At 70.4% G+C, this 22,648-nt stretch carries 21 protein-coding genes and 1 pseudogene; 14 read left to right on the plus strand and 8 right to left on the minus strand.

Annotated features, from left to right (window positions below; translation table 11 throughout):
- Positions 1 to 94 precede the first annotated feature (94 nt).
- A complete protein-coding gene (gndA, locus tag OHT76_RS37285) occupies positions 95 to 1,534 on the minus strand; it encodes an NADP-dependent phosphogluconate dehydrogenase (protein ID WP_328875282.1) in 1,440 nt (479 codons plus the stop codon).
- A 279-nt stretch (positions 1,535 to 1,813) separates the two neighbouring features.
- On the opposite strand from gndA, the gene OHT76_RS37290 reads away from it, so the two are divergent.
- On the plus strand, positions 1,814 to 2,965 hold the full coding sequence (locus tag OHT76_RS37290) for a transglycosylase family protein (RefSeq protein ID WP_328875283.1): 1,152 nt from the start codon (positions 1,814 to 1,816) through the stop codon (positions 2,963 to 2,965).
- Here the strand turns inward: OHT76_RS37290 and OHT76_RS37295 are convergent.
- Entirely contained in the window at positions 2,955 to 3,989 is a 1,035-nt protein-coding gene (locus tag OHT76_RS37295) for a DMT family transporter (protein ID WP_328875284.1), read from the minus strand. The genes OHT76_RS37290 and OHT76_RS37295 overlap by 11 nt on opposite strands.
- Positions 3,990 to 4,187: 198 nt before the next feature.
- Here OHT76_RS37295 and OHT76_RS37300 point away from each other — a divergent pair, with 198 nt between their 5' ends.
- From OHT76_RS37300 to OHT76_RS37330, 7 genes and pseudogenes are all read left to right on the plus strand, one after another.
- Positions 4,188 to 4,925, plus strand: coding sequence for a (2Fe-2S)-binding protein (locus OHT76_RS37300; protein WP_328875285.1), 738 nt, complete (start codon positions 4,188 to 4,190; stop codon positions 4,923 to 4,925).
- Between the two features lie 34 nt (positions 4,926 to 4,959).
- On the plus strand, positions 4,960 to 6,111 hold the full coding sequence (gene glgA / locus OHT76_RS37305) for a glycogen synthase (protein WP_328875286.1): 1,152 nt from the start codon (positions 4,960 to 4,962) through the stop codon (positions 6,109 to 6,111).
- Positions 6,112 to 6,162: 51 nt separating this feature from the next.
- Positions 6,163 to 7,383 carry a glucose-1-phosphate adenylyltransferase gene (glgC, locus tag OHT76_RS37310; RefSeq protein ID WP_328875287.1) on the plus strand — a complete coding sequence of 407 codons (1,221 nt, stop codon included), beginning with the start codon at positions 6,163 to 6,165 and terminating at the stop codon, positions 7,381 to 7,383.
- 171 nt (positions 7,384 to 7,554) lie between these two features.
- On the plus strand, positions 7,555 to 8,886 hold the full coding sequence (locus tag OHT76_RS37315) for a wax ester/triacylglycerol synthase family O-acyltransferase (protein WP_328875288.1): 1,332 nt from the start codon (positions 7,555 to 7,557) through the stop codon (positions 8,884 to 8,886).
- Between the two features lie 105 nt (positions 8,887 to 8,991).
- Positions 8,992 to 10,485, plus strand: coding sequence for an SDR family NAD(P)-dependent oxidoreductase (locus tag OHT76_RS37320; RefSeq protein WP_328875289.1), 1,494 nt, complete (start codon positions 8,992 to 8,994; stop codon positions 10,483 to 10,485).
- A 140-nt stretch (positions 10,486 to 10,625) separates the two neighbouring features.
- On the plus strand, positions 10,626 to 10,865 hold the full coding sequence (locus tag OHT76_RS37325; protein WP_328875290.1) for a hypothetical protein: 240 nt from the start codon (positions 10,626 to 10,628) through the stop codon (positions 10,863 to 10,865).
- A 45-nt stretch (positions 10,866 to 10,910) separates the two neighbouring features.
- A pseudogene (locus OHT76_RS37330) lies at positions 10,911 to 11,123 on the plus strand (RNA-guided endonuclease TnpB family protein); the annotation flags it as partial.
- Between the two features lie 18 nt (positions 11,124 to 11,141).
- Here OHT76_RS37330 and OHT76_RS37335 read toward each other — a convergent pair.
- The gene (locus OHT76_RS37335; RefSeq protein WP_328875291.1) at positions 11,142 to 11,951 is read right to left on the minus strand and encodes an SDR family oxidoreductase; all 810 of its coding nucleotides are present in this window, start codon (positions 11,949 to 11,951) and stop codon (positions 11,142 to 11,144) included.
- Positions 11,952 to 11,976: 25 nt separating this feature from the next.
- Positions 11,977 to 12,426, minus strand: a complete 450-nt coding sequence (locus tag OHT76_RS37340; protein ID WP_328875292.1) for a hypothetical protein — start codon at positions 12,424 to 12,426, stop codon at positions 11,977 to 11,979.
- A 463-nt stretch (positions 12,427 to 12,889) separates the two neighbouring features.
- On the opposite strand from OHT76_RS37340, the gene OHT76_RS37345 reads away from it, so the two are divergent.
- Together OHT76_RS37345 and OHT76_RS37350 are read left to right on the plus strand one after the other, a co-directional pair.
- Positions 12,890 to 13,063, plus strand: a complete 174-nt coding sequence (locus tag OHT76_RS37345) for a hypothetical protein (protein WP_315883613.1) — start codon at positions 12,890 to 12,892, stop codon at positions 13,061 to 13,063.
- Positions 13,064 to 13,118: 55 nt separating this feature from the next.
- On the plus strand, positions 13,119 to 13,601 hold the full coding sequence (locus OHT76_RS37350) for a GNAT family N-acetyltransferase (protein ID WP_328875293.1): 483 nt from the start codon (positions 13,119 to 13,121) through the stop codon (positions 13,599 to 13,601).
- Between the two features lie 10 nt (positions 13,602 to 13,611).
- On the opposite strand, the gene sigJ is transcribed toward OHT76_RS37350, so the two are convergent.
- Positions 13,612 to 14,550 carry an RNA polymerase sigma factor SigJ gene (gene sigJ / locus OHT76_RS37355; RefSeq protein WP_328875294.1) on the minus strand — a complete coding sequence of 313 codons (939 nt, stop codon included), beginning with the start codon at positions 14,548 to 14,550 and terminating at the stop codon, positions 13,612 to 13,614.
- Positions 14,551 to 14,697: 147 nt separating this feature from the next.
- Between sigJ and OHT76_RS37360 the strand changes: the two genes are divergently transcribed.
- Positions 14,698 to 15,753 carry an LUD domain-containing protein gene (locus OHT76_RS37360; RefSeq protein ID WP_328875295.1) on the plus strand — a complete coding sequence of 352 codons (1,056 nt, stop codon included), beginning with the start codon at positions 14,698 to 14,700 and terminating at the stop codon, positions 15,751 to 15,753.
- Between the two features lie 18 nt (positions 15,754 to 15,771).
- On the opposite strand, the gene OHT76_RS37365 is transcribed toward OHT76_RS37360, so the two are convergent.
- The 3 genes from OHT76_RS37365 to OHT76_RS37375 all read right to left on the minus strand — a co-directional run bounded on the left by OHT76_RS37365 (position 15,772) and on the right by OHT76_RS37375 (position 19,307).
- Positions 15,772 to 17,118 (minus strand): amidase, encoded by a 1,347-nt coding sequence (locus OHT76_RS37365; RefSeq protein ID WP_328875296.1) that lies wholly within the window; start codon positions 17,116 to 17,118, stop codon positions 15,772 to 15,774.
- 83 nt (positions 17,119 to 17,201) lie between these two features.
- Complete coding sequence (locus tag OHT76_RS37370) at positions 17,202 to 18,221, minus strand: alpha/beta hydrolase family protein (protein WP_328875297.1); 1,020 nt, start codon at positions 18,219 to 18,221, stop codon at positions 17,202 to 17,204.
- Positions 18,222 to 18,296: 75 nt separating this feature from the next.
- Positions 18,297 to 19,307 carry a LacI family DNA-binding transcriptional regulator gene (locus OHT76_RS37375; protein WP_328876720.1) on the minus strand — a complete coding sequence of 337 codons (1,011 nt, stop codon included), beginning with the start codon at positions 19,305 to 19,307 and terminating at the stop codon, positions 18,297 to 18,299.
- A 243-nt stretch (positions 19,308 to 19,550) separates the two neighbouring features.
- On the opposite strand from OHT76_RS37375, the gene OHT76_RS37380 reads away from it, so the two are divergent.
- The 3 genes from OHT76_RS37380 to OHT76_RS37390 are packed head-to-tail and all read left to right on the plus strand — an operon-like array spanning position 19,551 to position 22,626.
- Positions 19,551 to 20,843: an ABC transporter substrate-binding protein gene (locus tag OHT76_RS37380; RefSeq protein ID WP_328875298.1), complete on the plus strand. Its 1,293-nt coding sequence runs from the start codon at positions 19,551 to 19,553 to the stop codon at positions 20,841 to 20,843.
- Complete coding sequence (locus OHT76_RS37385; protein WP_328875299.1) at positions 20,840 to 21,733, plus strand: carbohydrate ABC transporter permease; 894 nt, start codon at positions 20,840 to 20,842, stop codon at positions 21,731 to 21,733. The genes OHT76_RS37380 and OHT76_RS37385 overlap by 4 nt, the downstream gene beginning before the upstream one ends.
- On the plus strand, positions 21,730 to 22,626 hold the full coding sequence (locus tag OHT76_RS37390) for a carbohydrate ABC transporter permease (protein WP_328875300.1): 897 nt from the start codon (positions 21,730 to 21,732) through the stop codon (positions 22,624 to 22,626). Before OHT76_RS37385 ends, OHT76_RS37390 begins: the two co-directional genes overlap by 4 nt.
- The last annotated feature ends 22 nt before the right edge of the window (positions 22,627 to 22,648 follow it).

The following is a 22,648-nucleotide window of genomic DNA, read 5'->3' on the forward strand; positions in this document are numbered from 1 at the left end:
CCCGCAACCGGTCCCGGATCCCAACCCGTCCCCGATCCCGCCGGGTCCCGAGCCGGTACCGAACCCGGAACCGGGCCCACCGCTCAGCTAGCCCTCAGGCGGAAACCTCAGACCGATCCCCGCCCCACAACGTGTGGAACGACCCCTCCCGGTCCACCCTCCGATACGTATGCGCACCGAAGAAGTCCCGCTGCCCCTGCGTCAGCGCCGCAGGCAACCGCTCGGCGCGCAGTGCGTCGTAGTACGCGAGGGCCGCGGAGAAGCCGGGCGTCGGTACGCCCTGCCGCGTCGCCGCCACGATGACCTCGCGCCAGTCGTCCTGCGCCTCCGCGATCTCGCGGGCGAACGTCTCGTCGGAGAGCAGGCTCGGCAGATCCGCGCGCGCGTCGTACGCCGCCCGGATCCGGTCGAGGAACGCCGCCCGGATGATGCACCCGCCGCGCCAGATCGCGGAGACGGCACCGAGGTCGATGTCCCAGTCGTACTCCGCGCGCGCCGCGTCGATCTCGTGGAACCCCTGCGTGTACGACACGATCTTCGACGCGTACAGCGCCTGCTCCACGCGGTCGGCGAACGCGGCCGCCTCGGAGTCGCTCAGCGGAGTGGCCTTCGGACCCGCAAGACCGCGCGAGGCCTCGCGGAGCGCCGCGTGCCCGGACAGGGAGCGCGCGAAGACCGCCTCGGCGATGCCGGACACCGGCACGCCCAGGTCCAGCGCGATCTGCACGGTCCACCGCCCCGTGCCCTTCTGCTCCGCCTGGTCCACCACGACGTCCACGAACGGCTTCCCGCTCGCCGCGTCCACATGCGCCAGCACCTCGGCCGTGATCTCGATCAGGTAGGAGTCGAGACGCCCGGTGTTCCAGGTCCGGAAGATCTCCGCGATCTGCGCGGGGGAGTAGCCCGCGACATCGCGCAGCAGCTGGTACGCCTCGCCGATCAGCTGCATGTCGGCGTACTCGATGCCGTTGTGCACCATCTTCACGAAGTGCCCGGCGCCGTCCGGACCGACATGCGTCACACAGGGCGCCCCGTCCGCCGCCTTCGCCGAGATCTTCTCCAGCATCGGGCCGAGCGAGTCGTACGACTCCTTCGGGCCACCCGGCATGATGCTCGGTCCGAGCAGTGCGCCCTCCTCGCCGCCGGAGACGCCCATGCCGACGAAGTGGATGCCCTGCTCGCGCAGTTCGCGCTCACGGCGCCGGGTGTCGGCGAAGTGCGCGTTGCCGCCGTCGATGATCATGTCGCCGGGCTCCAGGAGCGGGGCGAACTCCTGGATCACCGCGTCGGTGGGCTCGCCCGCCTTCACCATGACGACCAGGCGACGGGGCCGCTCCAGCGCCGCCACGAAGTCCTTGGCGGTCTCGGCCGCGATGAACTCGCCCTCGTCACCGAACTCCGCCACGAGCGCGTGCGTACGCGCCGACGTCCGGTTGTGCACCGCGACCGTGTAGCCGTTGCGGGCGAAGTTGCGGGCGAGATTGCGGCCCATGACCGCGAGACCCGTGACGCCGATCTGGGCTGAATTGCTCATTCCGTTGGCTCCTAAGGAATCCGGTATCGGTGGTGCCGGTCGTGGCCGCCAGTATTGCCGCAGTGACCATCTTGACGTGCCGGTACTCCGGCCGCACTTCCGGGTGGCTCGATGTTTCGCAGGCTGATACGCACGGGAGGGCCGAGCCGCCTCAGCCGTTTCTCAACCGGAGTTCCTGCCTTGCCTCTTGAGCCACATCGCGGCCGATTGCTGTCTTGTCATGGCCTGTTACGGGCGCTTACTTTTGGCCCTCCTGACGCATGTCGAGGGGGCACCGATATGGCCGTACGCGGCCGGCACCGCCGGTATCAGCCGAACAGGATCAACCGCGCCTCGCTCACCGTGACGGCGGGCAGCGCCGGAATGGCGATCCCGCTCATCGGTACCGGAACCGCGCAGGCGGCGGACGTGGAGACCTGGGACAAGGTCGCCGCGTGCGAGTCGACCAACGACTGGAACATCAACACCGGCAACGGCTACTACGGCGGCCTCCAGTTCGCCCAGTCCACCTGGGAGCAGTACGGCGGCACCCGGTACGCCCCGCGGGCCGACCTGGCCACCAAGGACGAGCAGATAGCCGTAGCGGAGAAGGTGCTCGACGGGCAGGGCCCCGGCGCCTGGCCGGTGTGCTCGGTGCGGGCCGGGCTCACCCGGGGCGGCGACGCCCCCGAGATCAAGACCTCCGTGCCGGACGTCCGGCCGCAGACCACACCGCAGTCCCGGGCCGGCAAGGCCGAGATGTACACGGTGGTGCGCGGTGACACCCTGTCCACGATCGCCGACGAACAGGACGTCCGGGGCGGCTGGCAGCGGCTGTACGACGCCAACCGGACAACCGTCGGGGCGGATCCGGACCTGATCCTGCCCGGGCAACGGCTCGCCCTCGGGGGCAAGTCCGTCACGAAGACGACCCCGGCGGCCGCCAAGTCCGCGCCGAAGCAGAGCACTTCCGAGAAGACCGCTTCCGAGAAGACGACTTCCAAGAAGTCCGATTCCAAGACGTCCGATTCCGCGAAGAGCTCTAAGAAGTCCATGGTCTCCCCGGTGAGTGCGCCCACCGGAACGCCGTACCACAAGGCGGGCGCCTCCTGGTCGAAGGGCTACCACACCGGCGTCGACTTCCCCGTCGCCACCGGCACGTCCGTGCGGTCCGTGGCCGAGGGCACGGTGGTGAGCGCGGGCTGGGAGGGCTCCTTCGGTTACGAGGTCGTCGTCCGGCACTCCGACGGCCGCTACACCCAGTACGCCCATCTGTCGGCGATCTCCGCGAAGAGCGGCCAGCAGGTCAGCGCGGGCCAGCGCATCGGCCGCTCCGGTTCCACGGGCAACAGCACGGGCCCGCATCTGCACTTCGAGGTGCGGACGGGGCCCGGCTTCGGGTCCGACATCGACCCGGTGGCCTACCTGAGGGCGGGCGGAGTCAGGATTTGATGCGCAGCCGGTGCCGGTCCAGGACCGGCATCGGGACGTACGGGCCGCCGTAGAACGGGCCGTACAGGTGCGGTGAGGCGGTGCTCGGCGTCGCCTCCTGCTGCGCGGGGAGCACGATGACCAGCTCCTCAGCGGGCGCGGGAGCGGGCGCCGGCGTCGCGGGGACTTCCGCTACGGGCTGTGCGGGTGCCGGAGTGCGTTGGATGCGCTCCGTCGTCAGCAGGATCAGGCCGCCCGCCGCGACCACACCACAGCTCAGCGCCAGCGCGGTGCCGGCGGTGCCGTAGCGGAAGGTTTCGCCGAACATCGTGATGCCGACCGCGGCCGCGATCACCGGGTTCACGACCGTCAGCACCGCCAGCGGGGCGGCGAGTCCGGCGCCGCGGTAGGCGGCCTGCGACAGCAGCAGACCGGCCGTGGCGAAGACACCGATGGTGGCCAGGGTCGGCAGGTCGCCCGCAGTCACCCCGCCGCTCCAGTCGACCGCGACGATCTTCGTGAACACCGAGGACATACCGAAGGCGATACCGGACGCGGTCGCGAGCACCACGCTGCGCACCACCGGGTGCCGGTGGGCCGCCCGGCCCGCGATCATCAGGGTCACCACGGCGCCCGCGGTGACCAGGGCCACGCCGGTGCGCTGTGCGGTGTCGAGCGACTGCGATTCGGAGGCGCCGACCAAGGAGAGCAGTCCGGCCAGACCGACGGTCGCCATGATCGCGCCGCGCCAGGCGGTCGACCCGGCCTTGCGGCCGACGAACAGGGCCGCCATCGGAAGTGCGAAGACGATGGTGAGCGCTCCCAGCGGCTGGACCAGGCTCAGCGGTCCGAAGGCGAGGGCCGCCACGTGCAGCAGTCCGCCGAGGCCGTTCAGCGCCACCGCGGCCCACCAGACCGGGCGGCGCAGAGGCGCGTACTGCTGTCCGGGCGTGGACACCGCGACGCGCTCCTGCACGATCGCTCCGCCCGCGTAGGCGACGGCGGAGACCAGCGACAGGAGCACGGAGAACGCGAGGGCACTCATGCGCGGCTCCTCTGCGTGAGGCGGGGGCTCTTCGTCCCGCACGGCCAACGGTCGGCTTCCATAGCCAACACGATGCCCTTAAAAGTTCTTCCCGTCGTCGTACCTGAGCAGGCAATGCCTCCTACTGCCGATGGAGTACAAAACGCCCTCCGTCCTCCCCAGGGTGGGTGGCACCGCGTATGGCCCCTACGCCCGGCCTTGGTACTACTGCTCCTCGTGGACCTCGACCCCGAACTCACTGCGCTCCGCCGGCTCGGCGGCTTCTTCGTACTACGGACCTCAGGAGCGCCCGGCGCGCCCCTGCCGACCCTGGCCGAGACCTACGACCGAACATCATCGGATGTTTACGAAAATTCTATGACTTTCCGCGTCCAGAAGGTGGCGGAATCCCTGCACGCGCCCGAGTTGCGGATCGCGGCGTCGGTGGCCCAGCAGGGGCTCGCGGCCCGGCTGTGGTCGGTGGCGCTCGGCTGCGCGGTCCTGTACGGCCGCCTCCCCGACCTCGACCCCCGCCTGCTGCGCTGGGACCCCGACGCCGGCGCACCCGACGACCTGTGGCTGACGGAAGTGCGCCCCTCGGCCGCGGACGCGGCGGACGCCGTACTGCACGCGCACCTGGAACCGCTGACCGCGCTGGTGCACACGCGCTACCGGGTCGCCGAGGGCCTGCTGTGGGGCAACGCCGCTTCCGCGCTGGCAGGCGCCGCCCGGCAGCTGGAGCGGTGGGCGCGGGAGCACGGCCGTACCGAGGACGCCGTACGCACGCGTGCCCTGGCGGCCGGACTCCTCGCGCACCCCCGCCTCGCGGGCACCCTCGACGCGACCTTGCGGCGGCGCAGTTGCTGTCTCTACTACCGGGTGCCCGGCGGCGGTGTGTGCGGGGACTGCTGCTTCACGCGGGCCCCGCGCTCTTCCCCGCGCGCCGCATCTGGGTGACCATGGGGGCACCGGCCGAGACAGGGGGTTGCGGGTGCGAGTGGGACTGCTGACCCGGGAGTACCCGCCGGACGTGTACGGCGGCGCCGGCGTCCATGTGGAGTTCCTCGCCCGGGAGTTGAGGTCCCTGGTCGACCTGGAGGTGCACTGCTGGGGCGAGGGCCGCGCCGAAGGCGTCCTGCGCCACCGCTCCTGGTCCGCCCTCGACACCGCCAACGACGCGCTGCGCACCTTCTCCGTGGACCTCGTCATGGCCGCCGCCCTGGAAGGCAGCGAACTCGTCCACTCCCACACCTGGTACGCCAATCTCGGCGGCCACCTCGGCAAGCTGCTGTACGGCATCCCGCATGTGATGACCGCGCACTCCCTGGAGCCGCTGCGCCCCTGGAAGGCCGAGCAACTCGGCGGCGGATACGCGCTGTCGAGCTGGGCCGAGCGCACCGCGATCGAGACCGCGGACGCGGTGATCGCCGTGTCGGGCGCGATGCGCGAGGACATCCTCGCCTGCTACCCCACGCTGGACCCCGCGCGGGTACGCGTCGTGCACAACGGCATCGACACCAGCCTGTACCGCCCCGACCACGGCACCGACGTCCTCGACCGGATCGGCATCGACCGCGGCCGTCCGTATGTCCTGTTCGTCGGCCGGATCACCCGCCAGAAGGGCGTGCCCCATCTGCTGCGCGCGGTACGGGACATCGACCCGGCCGCACAGGTCGTGCTCTGCGCGGGCGCCCCCGACACGCCGGAGATCGACCAGGAGTTCCGCGAGCTCTTCGAGGAGCTGAGCCGGGTGCGCGCGGGCGTGCACTGGATCCCGCAGATGCTGCCGCGCCCCGAGGTGATCCAACTCCTCACGCATGCCGCCGTGTTCGTCTGCCCCTCGGTGTACGAACCCCTCGGCATCGTCAATCTGGAGGCGATGGCGTGCGGCACTCCCGTCGTGGCGTCCCAGGTCGGCGGTATTCCGGAGGTCGTCGACGACGGCAAGACGGGGCTGCTGGTGCCCCTGGACGACGCCTTCGAGGCGTCTCTCACGCGGGCCCTGGATTCCGTGCTCGGTGATCCGGAGGGCGCCCGGGCGATGGGCGAGGCCGGACGGGAGCGCGCGGTGGGGGAGTTCGGCTGGGACGCGGTGGCGCGGCGCACGGTCCGCCTCTACGAGGAGATCCTCGAACAGGCGTAGGGGACCGTGCACGGGGGCAGGCATGGATCAACCACGGTGAGGGGAGCGGCCATGCGTCGTGGCGGACCTTCGGTGCTCGGAATCGTGCTGGCGGGCGGAGAAGGCAAACGCCTGATGCCCCTGACCGCGGACCGCGCGAAGCCAGCGGTCACCTTCGGCGGCACCTACCGCCTCGTCGACTTCGTCCTGTCCAACCTCGTCAACGGCGACATCCTGCGCGTCTGCGTGCTCACGCAGTACAAGTCGCACTCGCTGGACCGGCACATCACCACCACCTGGCGGATGTCCAGCCTGCTCGGCAACTACGTCACCCCGGTCCCCGCCCAGCAGCGCCTGGGCCCGCGCTGGTACCTGGGCAGCGCGGACGCCATCCTTCAGTCGCTGAACCTGATCTACGACGAACGTCCCGAGTATGTCGCCGTGTTCGGCGCCGACCATGTGTACCGCATGGACCCGCGGCAGATGCTCGCCCAGCACATCGAGTCCGGCGCGGGCGTGACCGTGGCCGGGATACGCGTCCCGCGCGGCGAGTCCCCGTCGTTCGGCGTGATCACCCCCGGCTCCGACGGCCAGACGGTGGAGCGCTTCCTGGAGAAGCCCGCCGACCCGCCGGGCCTCCCCGACGACCCCGAGTGCGTGTTCGCCTCGATGGGCAACTACATCTTCACCACCAAGGCCCTCATCGAGGCCCTCCAGCGGGACGCCGAGGACGACAGATCCGTGCACGACATGGGCGGTTCGATCCTGCCCCAGCTCACCGACCGGGGCGAGGCACAGCTGTACGACTTCAGCGCCAACCATGTGCCCGGCGAGACGACCCGGGACCAGGGGTACTGGCGGGACGTCGGCACGCTCGACGCGTACTACGACGCGCACATGGACCTGATCGCCGAGCGGCCCGCCTTCAACCTCTACAACCGGCAGTGGCCCATCTACACCCACTCGGGCCAGCTCTCCCCGGCCCGCTTCAACGCCGGCGGCATCGCGGGGGAGTCGATCATCAGCGCCGGGTGTCTGATCCGGGGCCAGGTCACCCGGTCCGTGCTGTCGCCGGGTGTGGTGGTGGACCCGGGGGCGGTGGTGCAGGGGTCGGTGCTGCACGACAACGTCCACATAGGGCGCGGCGCGGTCGTGCGCGGGGCGGTGCTCGACAAGAACGTGGAAGTGCCGCCGGGCGCGACGATCGGCGTCAATCCGGAGCGGGACGCGGACCTGTACACGGTCTCCAAGGGCGGGGTCATCGCGCTGGGGAAGGGTCAGCGGGTGTCCTGACCTCCCGCTCGCCGTGATTCCTGTTGCTTCTGTGACGACTGAGGCGTCGGGATACGGCCAAGGGGCTGGACTTAATCTGCTGTTAACTGTGCGTAGCTTGATCGTACTTGACCGTAATCGCCCCAGGGCGATTGACTGCTTGCCCACCCGTCGTCGACGCGAGGCAAGCCCTTGACTTCAGATCTGCTCGCCCCTCTCGACCTGGCGTTCTGGAACATCGAGTCCGAGCGGCACCCGATGCACCTCGGTGCCCTCGGCGTCTTCTCCGCGCACTCGCCCACGGCCGGGGCCCACGCCGCCGACCTGCTCGCGGCCCGCGCCGCGGCGGTCCCGGGGTTGCGGATGCGTATCCGGGACGTATGGCAGCCGCTCGCCTTCGGCGCCGCCACCAGGGAGCCCGCCCGCGACTTCGATCCGCTGGACCATGTGCGGCTGCACGCCCCGACCGACGACTTCCAGACGGTCGCCGGACGCCTCATGGAACGCCCGCTGGAGCGCGGCCGGCCGCCGTGGGAGGCCCATGTGCTGCCCGGCGAGGACGGGGTGTCCTTCGCCGTGCTGTTCAAGTTCCACCACGCCCTGGCCGACGGGCTGCGCGCGCTGACGCTCGCCGCGGCCGTCCTCGACCCCATGGACCTGCCCGAGCCCCGGCCCCGCCCGGCCGAGCCCCCGCGCGGCCTGCTCCCGGATGTGCGCAAGCTGCCCGGCCTGGTGAGGGGCGCCCTCTCCGACGTGGGCCGGGCCCTCGACATCGGCACCTCCCTCGCCGTATCGACCCTGGGCACGACGCTCGCCGCGCGCAGCACCGCCGCGCTCACCTCCGAGCCCAGCGGCACCCGCCGTACCGCCGGAGTCGTCATCGACCTCGACGATGTGCACCGGGTGCGCAAGGCCGTCGGCGGCACCGTCAACGACGTGCTGATCGCGGTCGTCGCCGGCGCCCTGCGCCGCTGGCTCGACGAACGCGGGGACGGCAGCGAGGGCGTCGCGCCCCGCGCCCTGATCCCGGTCTCCAAACGCCGCCCGCGCACCGCGCACCCCCAGGGCAACCGGCTCTCCGGATACCTCATGCGTCTGCCCGTGGACGACCCCGACCCGCTGCGCCGCCTCGACACGGTCCGCGCCGCCATGGACCGCAACAAGGACGCGGGCCCCAACCGCGGCGCCGGTGCCGTCGCCCTGCTCGCCGACCACGTCCCGGCGCTCGGCCACCGCCTCGGCGGCCCCCTGGTCAGCCAGGCCGCCCGGCTGTGGTTCGACATCCTGGTCACCAGCGTCCCGCTGCCCAGCATCGGCCTGAAACTCGGCGGCAACCCGGTCAATGCCGTCTTCCCCTTCGCCCCGCTCGCCCGCGGCCAGTCCCTCGCGGTGGCGGTCTCGACGTACCGCGGACGCGTCCACTACGGGCTGGTGGCCGACGCGGCGGCCGTACCGGATCTCGATCTGCTGGCCGCGGCGCTGTCGGCGGAGGTGGAGACGCTGATCACGGCCTGCGACCCTTGACCGTCCCGCTTTTTGGTAGTGACGCCCGGTGCTCCGTAGAATTCCCCGTTCGAAAGCGGACGCGGTCGGAGCGCCGCACGGGTGAGCAGGGAAGCGGCAGCGGCGATGACGGTGACAGAGGACGGGTCGACGACCACGGAAGAGGTCGTGTACGGCCCCGGCATCGACCCCGAGCGGCTGGCCGTCTGCCTCAGCGTGCTGGACGAGCTCGACAAGCTGGAGGTCGACCACCCCGACGCCATCGCCGTGCGCCGGGCCACCGCGGGCGTCTACCGCACGGTCAAGCAGCGCCGCCGTCAGGAGCGCCGGGCCGCCAAGACAGCCCACGACAAGGCGGTCACCGAGGCCACCGCGACCGGCTCCGCACAGCGCATCGACGACGAGACCGAGGGCCTCCTGCCGTCGTCGGTCACCGAGGCGGGGCGGATCGCGGGGATACTCCAGCGTCCGCGCTCCTGCTACACCTGCAAGACGCGGTACGTGGAAGTCGACTACTTCTACCACCAGCTCTGTCCCGAGTGCGCCGCGCTGAACCGCGCCAAGCGGGACGTCCGCGCCGACCTGACCGGCAAGCGCGCACTGCTCACCGGCGGCCGCGCCAAGATCGGCATGTACATCGCGCTGCGGCTGCTGCGCGACGGCGCCCACACCACCATCACCACCCGGTTCCCGAAGGACGCCATCCGCCGCTTCAAGGCCATGGACGACTCCGCGGACTGGATCCACCGCCTGGAGGTCGTCGGCATCGACCTGCGCGACCCGGCCCAGGCCGTCGCCCTCGCGGACCAGCTGGCCGAGCAGGGCCCGCTCGACATCCTGATCAACAACGCGACCCAGACGGTACGGCGCCTGCCGTCGGCCTACGCCGCCCTGGTGGACGGCGAGTCGGCCCCGCTGCCGGCCGGTGAGCTCCCCGCCCACCATGTCATCGGCGCCTTCAACTCCGGCGCTGTCGACGGTCTGACCGCGCTGCCCGTCGGGGTCTCCGGTCTCGACGCGCAGAAGGTGGCGGACCTCGCCCTGGTCGCGGGCCACGCCAGCGTGGAGCGGCACCGCGACGGCACCGCCATCGACGCGGGCGGCCTGGTCCCCGATGTCGTCGACACCAACACCTGGGTGCAGACCATCGAGCAGATCTCCCCGGTGGAACTCCTCGAGACCCAGCTGTGCAACTACACGGCGCCGTTCATCCTGATCAGCAAGCTCCGCCCGGTGATGGCGGACGCGGCGCGCAAGGCGTCCTCGGGCCGCGCGTACGTCGTCAACGTCTCCGCCATGGAGGGCGTGTTCGGCCGCGGCTACAAGGGCGCGGGGCACCCGAACACCAACGCAGCCAAGGCCGCGATGAACATGGTGACCCGGACCAGCGCCCAGGAGATGTTCCAGACCGACGGCATCCTGATGACCTCGGTCGACACCGGCTGGATCACCGACGAACGCCCCCACTACGACAAACTCCGCCTCGCCGACGAGGGCTTCCACGCCCCCCTCGACCTGATCGACGGCGCGGCCCGCGTCTACGACCCGATCGTGCGCGGCGAGGTGGGCGAGGACCTGTACGGCGTCTTCCTGAAGGACTACGAGCCCGGCAAGTGGTAGGCCGGGTCGTGTCCGCCGGCTGCTGATTCCGGAGAAACGCGACCGCCTGATCCGCGGAAGGCATCCGCGTCGCGATTCGACACTGCATCCTTGGGAATCGTTCAAATACCCACAGGACGCCGGGAAACAGCATGCCGCGTATGACCGATCTGCTCGCGTTCATCGAGACCGCGGTGTCGGGCTCGGACGATCTGGAACCCACGCTCGCTGCCGTGTGCGGCAGCGAGCGGCTTCGCGAACACCTGCTGGCCTCGGCGAAGGAACGCGCCTCGCTGTCCGACACGTTGTCCGCAGTGATCGGCTCAGCCCGCGGGGCGTTTCTGCTTCTCGATGTACTGCATGACGACGGTGAAGGTTGTGGACGACGTGGCCGGTTCTGACATCGGGATTCGAATTCCAGCGCGGTGACGTAAATGCAGTAGGGCACCGTCGACGAGCCCGGCAAGAACGTCAAGGTCCCCGCCCCGAACACCTCCCGACGCTGCTCCGCGTGCGGCTTCCAGTGCAACGCCGACTGGAACGCAGCCCGCAACATCTTGCACCTGTACCGGATCGGCCACGTCATCGTGGAGGTCCCGGCCGCCGGAAGCCGCGGTCGCAGGGCGGGTAAAACCGTCAAGCCTGTCGCCGCAAGGTAGACAGGAATCCCCTTGGGGTTACGGCAGGTCAGTGGGGGTTCGGGTGCGGAGCGCCTCCTGTACGGCGCTCCCCGGTGCCGGCTGGGCCGCCCGTACCCGTGTCCCCCCGTCCACCACCAGATCGGCGCCGGTCACCCACTGGGCCGCGTCCGAGGCCAGCCAGGTGACCGCTCGGGCGATGTCCTCGGGCTCGCCGATGCGGCCAAGTGGCATGGCGGCGGTGATCTGTTGCTCGGCGGGCTCCCAGACGAAGCGGGCCATGTCGGTGCGGATCAGGCCGGGGGAGACCGAGTTGACGCGGACCTTCGGGGCCAGTTCGCCCGCCAGTTGGCGGGTGAGGTGGAGGAGAGCGGACTTGCTGGTGCCGTAGGCGCCTATGCGGGGGCCCACGTGTTCCGCGCCCTCCGTGCAGGTGTTGACGACCGTGCCGCCGTGGTCGCGCATCCAGGCTCGCCAGGCGTGCTGGATCAGACGCAGCGGCGCCTCGACGTTCACCGTGAACGCATGGCGCCAGGCGAGCGGGTCGATCTCCATCAGCGGGCCGTAGGGCTGGTTGGTCGCCGCGTTGTTGACCACGATGTCGAGGCGCCCGAGTTCGCGTACGCAGAAGTCGGCCAGTGACTTGAGATGCGCGGGATCGGCCACGTCCCCCGGCAGTCCCGCGCCGCCCAGCTCCGCCGCCGTGCGCCGTACCTCCTCCGCGTCCCTCGCGGTCACGCACACCCGTACTCCGGCCTCGGTGAGCGCACGGGCGACGGCGAGTCCGATACCGCGGGTGGCGCCGGTGACCACGGCGGCCCTGCCCTGGAGTCCGTACGGCGACGTCATCGCCGTACCGTCTCATGACGGTCCGTCAGTCGACAGCCCCGAGGCGGGAGTTACGGGCCGCGAGCAGTTCCAGTACGGTGCGCCAGTCCTCCAGGACCCCGGCGTCGAAACCGGCGGTGCGGCTCTCCTCGGCCGCCTGTCGCAGCCGTAGCAGATCGTCGTCAGAGGGGTCGCAGTCGTGGCCCTCGGCGCGGACGAGGCGGGCCACTCGCTCACCGAGCAGGGAGCGTACGGCGTGGGCCGCGCAGTCGGGTTGGGCGGCTGGGTCACCGGGCCTGAGCAGGGGGCCGATCGCCTGGACCAGCCCTGCCACCTGGAGCTCCTTGTCGGCGGGGCGGCGCCGGCGCAGCAGCGCGGCGGTGCGCAGCGCGTGCTGGTGCAGATCGGTTCCGGCGCCGGTGCGGCCGGGGGCGGGCCGTGCGCCCCGGCAGGCGTACAGCAGATCCATCAGCTCTTCGACACTGCGCAGCTCCATGCGCCAGTCCTCCCGCGGGACAAGCCGTTGCCTCCGTCAGCAGATCATGGGTGGCTTGCGATTCGGCCAACGGGACTTGAACTGCGTGACGTGGTCGATGGTGTACGGGACGGAGGCCACGGCGGCTCGATCCGTACGGTGTGGTCGCCCCATCCGTCCGCCCAGGGCACTCGTTCCCCCTGGTCCCATGCAGGGGTGAGAGGACGAGGGGAGAAAACAGGACGTCTTCAGACAGTAACCCCGAGTTTTCAGCCCCATCGAGCGGGCACCCGCTCATTTGGTTACTCTATAGCGGACGGACAGCAGCACGGGGTCCCACCCACACCCACGTGCTCCGTACGAGAACCGGCGCCACCGCGTCCGAAATGCCTTTCGACTCACACCCGAGCGGGCCTCAGACGCCGGGCGCAGCGGCCCCGGCGCAGTTGGTCCCGAGGGTGACCCGACACATAAGGAGTGCGCGGTGACACCGGAGAAGACGAAACGCGAACCACGTCCCAAGGAACGTCCGGAACGCGCGGGCCGTCGGCCCGGAGAGCTCGGCAGCCTGGACGTGTGGGCCCGATCCGCCCCGATCCGGCTCGCGGGTTACGAGGACGACCTCGCCGAGCCCCACATCCTGCCCAGCGTGGACTGAAGCGCCGAGAGGCCTTCGCGATGGACGATCGCATGGGCGTGCGAGACTGGCGCCCATGCTGATCAGAGAAGCCGCGGCCGAGGACTGGCCGCGGATCTGGCCTTTCTGGCACCGCATCGTCTCCGCCGGCGAGACCTACGCCTGGGACCCGGACACCTCCGAGGAGGCGGCCCGGGTCCTGTGGATGAACCCGGCGAAGCGCGTGTACGTCGTCGAGGACGAGACCGGCACCGTGGTCGCCTCCGCGTACATCACCCCCAACTACGGCGGCCCCGCGGCCCGTATCGCCAACGCGGGCTTCATGGTCGACCCCGCCCACGCGGGCCGCGGCATCGGCCGCCTCCTCGCCGAACACGTCCTGACCACCGCCAAGGCCCTCGGCTACCACGGCATGGTCTTCAACGCCGTCGTCGAAACCAACCCGGCCGTCCAGCTGTGGACTTCCCTCGGCTTCACGATCCTGGGCACGGTGCCGGATGCCTTCGACCATCCACGGCATGGCCTGGTGGGGCTGCACATCATGTACAAGGCGCTGTGAACGCCGCTCCTCAACTGACCCGCCAGGGACGGAGCTTCTCGGGGTTTCGCACCGCCCAGATATGCCTGATCCGGTCGCCCGCGATCTCGAACGCGAACACGGTCGAGAGCTTGCCGTCCTGCCGCGTCACCAAGCCGGGCAGTCCGTTGACCGTGCACTCCAGGAACGTGGTGCGGTCGCCCGACACCCGGGCGATCTCGGCGTAGGCGCGTGCGATCCGCTCACTGCCCACGATCGGGTGCAGGTGGGTGACAGCAAGACCGCCGCCGTCGGCGGTCGCGACGGCGTCCGGGTCGAGCAGGCCGATCAGGGCGCCGATGTCCTTGGCCTCCCACGCCGTTCTGAACTCCTTGACGATGCCGGCCTGCCCGGCACTCGGGCCCGCCGGGCTCTGCGCGGTGCGGACGCGCCGACGGGCGGACGAGGCCAGTTGACGGCACGCCGCCGGAGTGCGGCCGACGATCTCGGCGACCTCGCCGAAGGGATAGCGGAAGACGTCGTGCAGGACGAACGCGACGCGCTCGGCCGGGGTCATCGCATCGAGCACGACCAGGAAGGCCATCGTCACCGACTCGTCGAGGGTGACCCGGTCGGCCGGGTCGGTCCCGCCCGCGTCGGGGCGCCCGGTGATCCACTCCGTGGGCTCGGGCAGCGGTTCCGGGATCCACTCGCCCACGTACGTCTCCCGCCGGGCACGCGCCGAACCGAGCAGGTTCAGGCAGATGCGGCTCGCGACCGTCATCAGCCAGGCGCCGGGCGACTCGATGGCCTGCTGCTCCCGAGCGGACATGGCATACCAGCGGGCGTAGGTCTCCTGCACGACGTCCTCGGCGTCGGCAAGGGACCCGAGGAGTCGATAGCCGAGATTGATCAGCCGACGCCGCTCACTCATGATCGCGCCGAGGCTCGGATCGCTCTGATCGTTGCCTGGCTCGGCTCCGGTGCTCATGGTCTGACCGTCTCCCTCGCTCGCTGTGCCTCTACCCCTTACGACAAGACAGCGCACCGGAATGTGAGACCGAGGCCCCGCCTCACATTCCGAAGCGCCGCGTTGTCGTACCGGTGAGAGCGACCACACGACGGAGAGGGGACTTTGATGAACGACTTCCAGGCCATCGCGGACCGCGTCGAGATCGAGGCACTGCGCGGCGAGTTCACCGACGCCGCGATGATGCGCGACCGACCCCGCCTGGCGTCGCTGTTCACACCGGACGGTGCCCTGCGCATGCCCAACATCCCCGTCGAGCAGATCGGCCGCGAGGAGATCCTCGCCGGGGGCGAGCGGCTGCAGCGCCAGTGGGACTTCTTCGTGCAGAACACCCACCCCGGCACGATCCAGCTCGACGGCGACACCGCGACCGGCCGCGCCTACATCCAAGAACTCGCGCGCGCCCTCGACGGACGCCAGGGTCTCAACTACGCCGTGTACCACGACCGTTACCAGCGCACCGAGGAAGGCTGGAGGTTCGCTGAGCGGGTGTACGAGGTCAGGTACCTCGACACCTCCTCGCTGGCGGGCTCGGCGCCCCACTCGGCGCAGGGCTCATCCTTCACCGACCCGGCAACGGCCGACCAACTGGAGCGGGTGGCCGCCGCGCTGCGCGCGGGCGGTTTCGACGCCGAGATTCTTGACGACGCCGCAGAAGCGCGCGCCCGTATCAAGGATCTGATCCCCGAGGGCGCCTCCGTGCTCACCGGAGCCAGCGAGACCCTCCGACTGTCCGGCATCGACGAGGACATCAATGCCGGCGGCCAGTACGACGCCATCAGGCCGCGCGTCCTGGCCATCGACCGTGCCACCGGCGCCGACGAGATCCGCAGGCTGCTCGCCGGCCCCGACTTCGTCGTCAACAGCGTCGCCGCGGTCACCGAGACCGGCTCGCTCGTCCTCGCCTCCGGCAGCGGCACCCAACTCCCCGCCAACGCGGGCGGCGCCGCCCACGCGGTGTGGATCGTCGGCGCGCAGAAGGTGGTGCCCGACCTGAGCACAGCCCTGCGCCGCATCGAGGAGCACGCCCTCCCGCTGGAGAACGCCCGCGCCCAGGCGGTGTACGGGATGCCCAGCGCCGTCAACCGCCTGCTCATCCTCAACGCGGAACCCCGTCCGGGGCGCGGCACCGTGCTGCTGCTCCGAGAGGCCATCGGATACTGACCGTTCGACTACCACGCCCTAGTCGACCGAAGGAGCCGTCCGCTGCCAAGGCCGCTGCTGCTCCAACTGGGCCGCCAGGTCCAGCAGATCTGTCTCCGCGCCCGGGCGGCCCACCAGTTGTACGGCGCAGGGGGCGCCGGAGGGCAGGGTGCCGGTGGGGATGGTCAGCGCCGGCCAGGCGGTGAGGTTCCAGGGTGGGGTGAAGGGGGAGTAGGCGGTGTTGGCCATGATGTTGCGCAGCCAGCCCCGTTCGTGCCAGTCGGCGGCCTTGGGGGAGCGGCGGGCCAGGGCGGGGGTGAGCAGGATGTCGTACTCGTCGAAGAAGGGGGCGAGGGTGCGGCGCAGCTCCTCGCGGGCCTTGCCCTTCTGGGCCTGACCCACGAAGCGCCTGCCTATCGCCGCGTGGACCCTCGTGCGGCGGGTCAGCAGACGCGGGTCCAGGCCCCGGGCGTCGACCGAGGTGCCCGCCGTCCAGTGGGCGAGTGAGGTGAGGCTGAGGGAGAGGGGGTACGGCGGATCTGCGCGGCGTACCTGATGGCCCGCCTTCATCAGGAGCCCCGCCGCCTCGCGCGCCGCCGCTCGGAACGGGGCGCTCACCGCGATCCCCGCGAGCGGGCTGCGCAGCGACACTGCGATGCGCCGCGCTCCCCGCGTCGACGCGGGCGGGAGTTCCGCGTCGGCCAGCACCGCCAGCATCAGGCGCGCGTCCTCGACCGTCGTGGCCAGCGGGCCGTTCTCCGACATGCCGAACCAGTCGCCGTCGCCGATGCCCGCCGGGACCACCCCGCGGCCGGGTTTGATGGTGACCAGTCCGCAGTTGGCCGCCGGGATGCGCAGGGAGCCCATGCCGTCGTTGCCGAGGGCGATCGGGACCAGGCCCGCGGCGACCGCGGCCGCGCTGCCGCCCGAGGAACCGCCCGCCGAGCGCGAAAGGTCCCACGGGTTGCGGGCGATGCCGTGCACGCCGTCCGTGGTGCCGAAGACGCACAGCTCCGGAACGTTCGTCAGGCCTACGACGACCGCGCCTGCCGCCCGCAACCGGGCCACCGTGACATGGTCGTCGGCCGCCGGGGCCTCCGAGGTCGCGGCAGAGCCCATGCGCAGCGACTCTCCGCACACCGCCAGGTTGTCCTTGACGGCCACCGGCACGCCCGCGAGCGGCAGTTCGGCCAGGTCACCGCGTGCTGCCACGGCGTCGGCCTCGGCGAGCGCCGCCTTTGCCCGCACCGTACGGAAGGCGCCGATCCGGTCGTCCAGACGCTCGATCCGGTCGAGGTGCTCGGCGACCACCTCCCGGGGCGTGGCCCGCTTCTCCCGTACGGCGGCGGCGATCTCGGCGGCGCTCCGGCCGACCCAGGTGGTCACAGAAGGCTCCATGAGGTGGGATTACTCGCTGGTACGTGGGACAGAACTCTGCCTGCCGAGGGTCCCCGCGTCGAGAGCGCGGCTCAACGCAGATGCTTCTCGAAGAATGCTGTTGTCGCCTCCATCGCGTCCGGCCACTGGGGTCCGAACGTATGCCCCTCGCCCCGGTACTGGCGCAGTTCCACGTCCTTCCCGGCCGCCTCGAACGCCGCGACCGTCCGCTTCGACCAGGCGAGCGGGCAGGTGTCGTCCGCGGTGCCGTGATGGATCAGCAGCGGCTCGGTCGCCCGGTCCACGAAGGTCAGCGGTGAGACGTTCCGCCAGAACTGCGGGTCCTGTTCCGGCGTACCGTGTGCGGTGTCGATCTCGGCGGCGATCGGGTCGCCCTCACCCCGCTGGAACCGGTCGATGTTGTCCTGCGGCCTGCCGCTGACCGGCGCGAAGACCACGGCCGCGTCGACCAGCCCGGGCGCCACCACCAGTGTGTTGTATACGACCCCGCCGCCCATCGAGCGCCCGAGCAGCCCGATCCGGTCACCGTCGATCTCCGGCCGGCCGGAACCGCGCAGCGCGAGGACCGCGCCGATGACGTCGGAGGTGTAGCCGAGGCGCAGATTCACGTCGTTGTCGGGGTCGTCGTCGGACCGGGCGTGGTTGCGGTAGTCGGTGTGCAGGACGACATAGCCCTCGCGGGCGAGCAGGTCCTGTTCGCGGGCCAGACCCCGGCCTGTGGTGTAGACGGCCGGGTCGATGTAGCCGTGCGCGAGCACCAGCGCCGGGAACGGGCCCTTGCCCGAGGGGATGTTCATCAGCCCCGAGATGGTCAGACCGTCGCTCTCGTACGTCACCGCGTACGAGGTGTAGGCGGCGGTGCGGGCCAGGACGGTACCCAGGCGGAGGTCGGAGCCGCGGTGGTCGCGCTGGATCAGCGCCTGGATCGACACGGGGTCCACAGGGGAGGGCGAGGGGGAGGCGGTTGTCGTACGAGGGCTCGGGCTTGCCGATGGCGTCTCGCGCGCACCCTCGTCCCCGCCGCCGGTGCAGCCCACCGCCAACAGCAGCGACAGCCCGGCGGCGGCACAGGCCAGTCCCCGCAGCCGCATGCGGCCATTGTCCCCCGGCGGGGCGTGGACGGGGAGCGGGTTCCTCAGGCCGCGTGGACGGGGGAGCCGGTTTCCTCAGGTCCCCCGGGCCACCCCCGTGCTGTCCCGCTCGATCAACCGCGGCACTGGCACCCGTACGGTCCGGGCCGGCCCCCCGTCCAGCAGTGCCGTCAGCTCCCGCGCCGCCGTACGGCCGAACTCCACACTGTCCCGGGACAGGGCCGAAAGCCACGGCTTGACCATGCGGCACAGCGCCGAGTCCTCCCAGGCGACCACCGATACCTCCGTAGGCACCGAGAAGCCCAGCTCGGTCGCGGCGGCGACGCCGGCGACGGCCATCACGTCGTTGTCGTAGATCAGCGCGGTCGGGGGAGCGGCGGCCTGGAGGACGCGTCTGGTCACCGCCGCGCCCGCCGCGTCCGAGTAGTCCGTGGTCACCGACTGCACCTGCGTCAGCCCGCGCCGCCCGGCCTCGGCGGCCAGGGTGCGGATACGGCGCTCGGTGTGGGCGAGGCCCGCGAGACCCGCGATGTGCACGATCCGCCGGTGCCCGAGGGCGTGCAGCCCGTCCACCACCGACGCCATCGCGCCCGCGTCGTCCGCCCACACCGTCGAAAGGCCCGGATGCCGTTCCTCGGGTGCGCCGCCGATCACCACGGCGGGCAGGCCGAGTTCGTCGAGGAGGTCGGGGCGCGGGTCGTCGGTGCGGGGGTCGACCACCAGGACCCCGTCCACCCGGTGCTCGGCCCACCAGCGCCGGTACACCGCGCACTCGTCGGCGATGTCCTCCACCACCTGGAACAGCAGCCCGAGATGACGCTCAGCCAGCACCTCCTGGATGCCGGAGACGAGCTGGAGGAAGAACGAGTCCACGCCCAGCGTGTCCGCGGGCCGCGCCAGTACGAAGCCGACCGTCGCCGCGCCCTCCCCGGACAGGGCGCGAGCCGCCGTGCTCGGCCGCCAGCCCAGCTCCTCGGCCACCTGGCGGACCCGCTCCCGGGTGTCCTCCGAGACCCCGGCGCGCCCGTTCAGCGCGAAGGACACGGCGCTCTGCGAGACCCCGGCATGCCGCGCGATGTCCTTCATCGTGGGCCGCCGGGCCGGTGACCGCTTGCCGTGCACGGTTTTCCCCATTCCTCCGACGCATTCCGGCCACCAGTGTGCACTAATGCGGTTCAGCTGCGTCAACCTAATGCGTATTAGTCACTAATGAAATTAGCTCCGCGAGATGCATTGACGGGCCCTCGGAGCGGCGTGCAAGGTCTGCGTCGGCGACCGAATCCCCCTGCGGTCGCCCACCAACCCCGCCGCCAAGGAGGCCGGTTCACGGTGCCCATTTCCCGTAGAAACCTCGCTGCCGCTCTCGCCGTCTGTGTCGTCCTGCCGCTCAGTGCCTGCGGCTCCGGAGACGACGGAGGCGGCTCGTCCGACGCCTCCGGCAAGATCGAGGGCGACATCACTTTCCAGACCTGGAACCTGAGAGCCAACTTCAAGGACTACTTCGAAGGCCTGATCACCGACTTCGAGAAGAAGTACCCCGGCACGAAGGTCAAATGGGTCGACCAGCCCGCCGAGGGCTACGCCGACAAGATCAGCGCGGACGCGGCCGGCGGCACCCTCCCCGACGTCGTCAACGTCTCGCCGGACCTGGTCGCGCCGCTCGCCAAGGCGGGCCTCGCGCTCGACCTGGACAAGGATGCCGCGCAGTACAAGAAGGAGTACCTGGAGGGCGCCTGGGCCAGCCATCAGATACCGGGCATGACCGGTACGTACGCCTTCCCCTGGTACCTCAACACCGGCCCGCTGTTCTACAACAAGTCCCTGTTCCAAGAGGCCGGGATCGACCCCGAGCAGCCGCCGACGACGTACGACGAACTCTTCGACGACGCCCTGACGATCGCCGAGAAGACCGACGGCAAGGTCGCCACGCTCGCCAATGTCCCCACCGTCGAGGACTTCGGCCGTTACGGCGTCCCGCTCATGAACCAGGAGGGCACCGCCTTCGCCTTCAACGACACGAAGGGCGTCGAACTCCTCACCAAATACAAGGAGTTGTACGACGCGAAGGCGCTCGACCCGCAGGCGCTGACCGCCACCCCCGAGTCGTCCGGAAAGAAGTTCCTCACCGAGGCCGTCGCCATGAACCCGGGCAGCGCGCTCGACCTCGGCAACTTCAAGAAGCAGGCGCCGAACCTGTACAAGAACATCGGCATCACCGACCAGATCACCAGCACCGGACACGTGAACATGTACGTGATGGGCGTGATGGTCAACTCCCAGAGCAAGCAGACGCCCGCCGCTGTCGCCTTCGCGCACTACGTCACCGACGCCGAACATCAGATGTCGTTCGCCAAGAAGGTCGCGATCTTCCCCAGCACCGCCGGCTCGCTCGACGACCCGTACTTCACCAAGGAGGACGGAACGGATGAGACACGGGTGCGGGTGGCCGCCGCCAAGTCGCTGAAGAGCGCGGTCAATTACACGCCGGTGCTGTTCAGCGAGCAGATGAAGACCGAGCTGCGCAACGAGGTCGCCAAGGCGCTCCAGGGCAAGGAGAGCCCCAAGGAAGCGCTTGACAACGCTGTCGAGGCCTGCAACCGGCTTCTCCAGCAGCAGGGATGACGATGTCCACGGTGTCTCGGGTGCGGCGCCAACTCCCGCTGAGCCCCTGGCTGTTCGCCGCCCCGGGGCTGTTGGTCATCGGCGCCTTCATCCTCTACCCGTTCGTCTCCACGCTGATCAACGCCTTCACCGACCGACGCACCCTGATCGAAGGCAAGTTCGTCGGGCTCGACAACTTCCGTGAGCTGCTGCACGACGACATGTTCTGGATCGGCCTGCGCAACAGCACGCTGTACGTCGTCGGGGTCGTGCCTGCGCTGGTTCTGCTGCCCCTGCTGCTGGCACTGCTCGTGCAGAAGAACATCCCCGGCATCGCCTTCTTCCGCTCCGCCTTCTACACCCCGGTCGTCGCCTCGATCGTCGTGGTGGGGCTGATCTGGGTGTGGCTGCTCGACGAACGCGGCCTGGTGAACTCGCTGTTGGAGACCATCGGCGTCGGCCGGGTCGGCTTCCTCAGCGACCAGTGGCTGTTGCTGCTGAGCGCCATGGCCGTCACGGTCTGGAAGGGCCTCGGCTACTACATGATCATTTACCTGGCGGCCCTCGCCAACGTCCCCCGCGAACTGCACGAGGCCGCCGCGGTCGACGGCGCGGGTGCCGTACGGCGCTTCCTCACGGTCACCGTGCCCGCGGTCCGGTCGACCATGGTGCTGGTCGGGGCGCTGTCGTCGGTTGCTGCCTTCAAGGTGTTCTCCGAGGTCTACCTGATGGCGGGGCCGAGTGGCGGTCCTGCCGGTGAGGACACGACGCTCGTGATGCTCGTCCAGCGCACGGGTACGGGTCTCACGGGCCGCGTCGGTTATGCCTCCGCGATCTCCGTCGTCGTCTTCGTCGTCACCGTCGCGCTGATGCTGCTCGTCCTGCGTGCAGACCGGAGGGACGAGTCATGAGCGTGCTGGAGAAGGTGCGCCCGGCGCGCGTGGTGAGCGAACCCCGCGTCACCGACGAGCACGGCCGCCGCGTACGCGTCTGGGAACTCGCCCTGCGCTATGCCCTGTTGCTCGCCGTCCTCGCCCTCACCGTCGGCCCGTTCCTCTGGCAGCTCTCCACCTCGCTCAAGGGCCCGACCGAGGACATCTACACTTCCCCGCCGCGGTTCCTGCCGAGCGACCCGACGTTCCACAACTACGAGCGCGTCTCCGAGACCATCCCGGTCTGGGACTACGCCCTCAACTCGCTGAAGGTCGCCACCGCCAACGTCGTCACCAACTGCGTCGGTTCGGCGCTCGCCGGCTACGCGCTCGCCCGCCTGCGCTACCGGGGCCGCCGTGCCGCCACGCTCGCGTTCATCCTCGCGATGCTCGTGCCGGTGGAGGGCATCATCATCGCCCAGTTCACGACCATGCGGGAGCTGGGCCTCAACAACACCCTGGTCGGCGTCGTCCTGCCCGGCTGCATCGGCGCCATGAACGTCCTGCTGATGCGCAACGCCTTCCTCAACCTGCCGTACGAGATCGAGGAGGCCGCCTTCGTCGACGGCGCCAACGTGTGGCAGCGGTTCGTGCGGATCGCGCTGCCGTCCGTGAAGGGCACCCTCGCCGTCGTCGCGATCTTCGCCTTCATGGGCGCCTGGGACGACTTCCTGTGGCCGCTCATCGTGCTGAGCGATCCGTCGAAGTTCACGCTGACCATCGGCCTCAACTATCTGCACGGCACCTTCGCCAACGACGAACGGCTCGTCGCCGCGGGCACGGTCATCGCCGTCGCCCCACTGATCGCGCTCTTCGCCTGTCTCCAGCGGTACTTCTTCCGCGGGGTCGGCGAGGGAGCGGTGAAGGGCTGAAACCCCGGTGAAGGGCTGAAAC

Source organism: Streptomyces sp. NBC_00287, from assembly GCF_036173105.1.
Lineage (GTDB): Bacteria > Actinomycetota > Actinomycetes > Streptomycetales > Streptomycetaceae > Streptomyces.